Genomic DNA, 4,169 nt, shown 5'->3' on the forward strand with positions numbered 1-4,169 from the left:
TTCCTTCCTTTAGTGATCGTCGACAGCCGCGTTCGCAGTTAGCGTTTCCACTCGTCGTGCGCGGCCCTGATGGCGCGCGGGAAGTCCACGATGTCCGACGGGAATACCTCGATGAACAGGCCGTTCTTGCTCGGTCCCGACCCGCCTTGCGGGTACATTCCGTTGTGAAGCATCTGAAGGAACGACGAGTCGTCACACGGGATCGGGTTCTGTAGCTTCTGCAGAAAGCCCTCGCCTCGTCCGCTGCAGGCTGCGCCCTTACCGATCTTGCCGAACCAGATGTTCGTCTGCCAGGCGACCGGGATATCGTTGGTGCGGGCGAGGCCCACGGTGCGCTGGTCCGCGGGCAGGTCGCCAATCAAGAAGCAGTCCTGCACCACGAGGTGGCCCTGCAGCGTCCGTGCCGCCACGCTCACGAGGACGTCGAGCAGGTGATCGTTGATGCCCACCGCCTTGGATCGCGGCACCGGACGCCCGTCCTCGCCGATGGGCGGGAAGGCGAACAAGGTGATGATGGGAAGGGTTACGAGCGTTCTCGGGAAGTGCCGCTGGTACGAGGCGGCGATCCCGCCCATGGCGCGGGCCACGAGGGACGGCCGATAACCAGCCCCTGCCCAGATGCGCGGGCTGTCCGTGACGCACGGGTTCGGGTTCCTGGATTCCGCGGGGCTCTCGCTGGGCAGCGAGAGCTCCTCGGTGAGGGTGTCTATGCCCGTGAGCTTGATCACGGCCACGTCGCGGTCATAGCCCGTCCCGCGCAGGTGGGTGGAGAGTTGCGCCAGCATGTCGGCGAACGCGTTCTGGTAGCCCGGGTCCCAGGGCGGGGGCATCGAGACCTTGTGGCACGGCTCGATGCCGCCGTGGTACGTCATCTCGAAATCGAGGCGCTGCAGGCCCAGACCGGCTGGGGGCGGCGCGAACAGCCACTCCGGATTGCCTTGGCCCGCCTGCACCGCGAGCTCCACCGTCAGATGATGTGCTCGCGCCTTCGCCAACTGCTGGTCCATGGCCGTGAAGTCGTACGTCTTGACCGCCGGTGAGATCTCCGACCAGGTGACGTGCACGCCAACCCCGTCAACGCCCGGGACGGCAAGAGCCTTATCGAAGTCGCCTTTCTTGACCGCCCAGTTGTAAGGCCACACGTAAATCCCGTGGACGGCCGGGGAAATGTCCGCGGGGGCCAGGGCAACTTGCGCGTCAATCAGCGCACTCGCCTGTGACGCGGCCGATTGCCAAAGGCCACTCACCGCCATCAAGAGGAACGCGAAGCACGCCATTGTGCTCGCGGCCCCCGCCGTCCGGCTCAGCCGAGGAGTTCTGCGAGAGGGCAGTGGAAGCCGGGGAGTAGGTCTTCCCCGTCAAGAGTACCGTCTGGCCCGATCTCGCGCACGTCGCTGAGCGAGCGGTACCGGACGGCGCGGGAGGCCCGGGGGTCGATGACCCACACGAGCCGCACGCCGGCGGCGAGGTACTCCCCCACCTTGTCGAGCACCTCGCGAGGCTTGTCTTCCGGCGAGAGGAGCTCGACCGCGAGGTCCGGTGCGAGTTCCGCGAAGCCCTCGGGGACCCTTGGAAGGCGGTTCGATGAGACGAAGCTCGCGTCTGGAGAGCGGACGTTGCCCCCCGGGAGCCGGTATCTGGTGCTGGAGTCGAAGACCCTGCCGAGGCGCCTCGGGCTCACGAAGGCCAGCATCGCCGCCCCGAGCCAGAGGGAAATCTCGCCGTGGCGCATGCCGGCGGGGCCCACGCGAATCTCCCCATCCACGAGCTCATACTTGCGTCCATCCCTAGGAAGGCGGAGCAGGTCCTGGTCCGTGATCGAGGGCCGCGTCGTTGCAACGCCCATGAGTATACGCCCACCACACGTGTCCAGACGATCGGTCGGGTGGGCGGATGGCGTTCCTACGCACCGCCGAGCGGCAGCTTGTCGTTGACCGCCACCAGGGGCGCCCCCTTGACCTCTCCTCTCGGCTGCGGGGAACACCTGTACCATCGGAAACCCGAGCGGCATCCTGGCCAACTTCAGCTGGCCGCACGAGGACGAGCAAGGTAGTTGTGTCGCGTCAAGTGATTCAGCGACTTGTGAGCGTGGGGTTGTTCCACGTTGACCCTTCTGATACTTCCTCGTAACCCGTTGATTACAAACGATCGGCAGCAGCACTTTGCCCCTGGTTGCGCGAACGTTGGTTCTACCCAGGTCGGCCGGATTCTTCGAGGCACTCCATGCAACCTTTCAGCCCCCCCGCGACACTCATAACCCAGAACAGACGGCCTACGCTTGGAGGAAAATCCATGCTCTTGTTCCCGTTGGTCTCGCTTCGGCTGCTCTCGATGCTGGCCGCTCCCGTGGACGGATCCATGCTCGCCAGCATCCACAAGATCGACGCCAATACGCCGGTCGAGATCCAATCGGCCCTGGCACTTTCTGCGGGCCCTCCAGTCGCGGCCGGCGCTGCGGTCTACGTGCTGGGGCCCAAGGGCTTCAGGAAGCTCCGAGACGGCTCGAACGGCTTCAGCTGCCTCGTGACCCGCGACCATCTCGACGACGTGTCGCCCCAGTGCTTCGACGCAGAGGGAAGCGCAACGACCCTCAAGGCTCTCCTCTTCGTGGAGGAGCAGCGAGCCCTGGGAGCGCAGGAGTCCGAGATCCAGAAGGCCGTGGACGCAGGCTACAAGGCGGGCCGGTTCAAGGCCCCCACGAAGCCCGGAATCGTCTATATGCTGTCGCCCTACAACCACCTCTGGGATCCGGACGGGGGCAAGATCGTCGATTTCCCGGGACACCTGATGTTCTACGCGCCTTATGCGACACCTCGCGACGTGGGGAATGGGCCGGGAGCTCCCTTCCTCGTGAACCCCGGGACGGCCCAGACCCTGATGGTCGTCGTCCCCCGCGGATCGTCCCAATGTGACACCCACGCGCCGTGACGGACAGCTCCGACCGCGAGCTCGTCGACAGGGTTCTTTCCTTCGGCGACGAATCCGCGTTTCGGGAGCTGTACCGCCGCCATTCTCCTGTCCTCTTCCGCCTCGCCGTGCGGCTTTTAGGCGGGAGCGACGCCGACGCAGGGGATGTCCTCCAGGAGGCATGGTGTCGGGCGTTTGAAAGCCTGCGCCGCTTCAGGGGCGCTTCCTCTCTCCGCACGTGGCTCGGCGGGGTCGTCGTGAACTGCTCCCGCGAGCACATCCGCGCACGGGCCCAGTCGCGCAACCTTCTCTCGGCCGGCCTCGCCCACCCCACGGTGGGCCCCGGGCGCGAGGCGGCGATGGACATCCGCCGCGCCCTGGACGCCCTTCCCGAAGGATTCCGTGAGGTTCTGGTACTCCACGCGGTCGGCGGCTACACACACGAGGAGATCGCTCTCGTTCTGGACATCGCGCCGGGGACCTCCAAGAGCCAGTTGTCGAGGGCCCGCCGCGCCCTGCGCAGCGAGCTCGCCGCGACCCAATCCGAGGAGCAGGCATGAACGAAGACGACGGTCGTTTGAGTCCCGAGGAACTCTCGGCCCTGCGAGGCCCCGAGTCTCCTCCTGCCTCCGTGGAGGAGGCGACGGTGGCCAGCCTGCGGGCGATGGGTGTGCTCCGAAGGCCCCATTCCTTCCTCCGGGTACGGCCGCTCCCCGGACTGCTCGCCTTGTGCGCTTCGTTCCTCCTGGGGTTCGGCGTGAGCGTGCTGCTCTCCTCGTCGCACCCCTCGGATTCCCAGTCCCAGTTTCTCCTCATCCTTTATGGCGGCCCGCGGCTTGCCGATCGGCCGGGAGCGGGACACCGGGACGAGTACGTCATGTGGGCACGACGGCTCGCCTCGCGGGGGCAGCTTGCCTCCGACGGCGAGCTCTCGGGCGAAGTCGAACACCTGGAGAGCCAGGACAAGGCCAAGACTCCTCAAGAGATGCCGGTTGGCTTCTTCGTGCTGCGGGCCTCGAACCGCGCCGAGGCCTTGCAGTTGTCGATGGCCTGCCCTCATCTCCGCTACGGTGGCCGCGTCGAGTTAAGGCCGCTGCTCGGCCCGTCGGGCTCCTAGCGTCAAAGCTCAGCGGGACAGGTTCTGCCCGTTCCCCTTCGACACTCCCTCCAATGCCGCAGCGGATCTCCCCGGCGCCCACGGCGGGCGCCGTCGGGGAGAACGGCCTCCCCTCCTGAGAGGCGAGGCCGGCCGACGTCCGCTC

General features: G+C 66.6%; 5 protein-coding genes. 3 read left to right on the plus strand and 2 right to left on the minus strand.

The window, feature by feature from the left end; all coding sequences use genetic code 11:
- Window positions 1-38: 38 nt before the first annotated feature.
- Window positions 39-1,277, minus strand: a complete 1,239-nt coding sequence (locus VN461_03305; GenBank protein ID HXB53783.1) for a hypothetical protein — start codon at window positions 1,275-1,277, stop codon at window positions 39-41.
- Window positions 1,278-1,303: 26 nt separating this feature from the next.
- Window positions 1,304-1,846: a Uma2 family endonuclease gene (locus VN461_03310; protein ID HXB53784.1), complete on the minus strand. Its 543-nt coding sequence runs from the start codon at window positions 1,844-1,846 to the stop codon at window positions 1,304-1,306.
- Window positions 1,847-2,292: 446 nt separating this feature from the next.
- Here VN461_03310 and VN461_03315 point away from each other — a divergent pair, with 446 nt between their 5' ends.
- From VN461_03315 to VN461_03325, 3 genes are read left to right on the plus strand one after another with little or no spacing between them, the layout of a single operon-like run.
- Window positions 2,293-2,928: a hypothetical protein gene (locus tag VN461_03315; GenBank protein ID HXB53785.1), complete on the plus strand. Its 636-nt coding sequence runs from the start codon at window positions 2,293-2,295 to the stop codon at window positions 2,926-2,928.
- Window positions 2,925-3,467 carry a sigma-70 family RNA polymerase sigma factor gene (locus VN461_03320; protein ID HXB53786.1) on the plus strand — a complete coding sequence of 181 codons (543 nt, stop codon included), beginning with the start codon at window positions 2,925-2,927 and terminating at the stop codon, window positions 3,465-3,467. The genes VN461_03315 and VN461_03320 overlap by 4 nt, the downstream gene beginning before the upstream one ends.
- Window positions 3,464-4,024 (plus strand): hypothetical protein, encoded by a 561-nt coding sequence (locus tag VN461_03325; GenBank protein ID HXB53787.1) that lies wholly within the window; start codon window positions 3,464-3,466, stop codon window positions 4,022-4,024. Before VN461_03320 ends, VN461_03325 begins: the two co-directional genes overlap by 4 nt.
- Window positions 4,025-4,169 lie beyond the last annotated feature (145 nt).

Source organism: Vicinamibacteria bacterium (genome assembly GCA_035570235.1).
GTDB lineage: Bacteria > Acidobacteriota > Vicinamibacteria > Fen-336 > Fen-336 > DATMML01.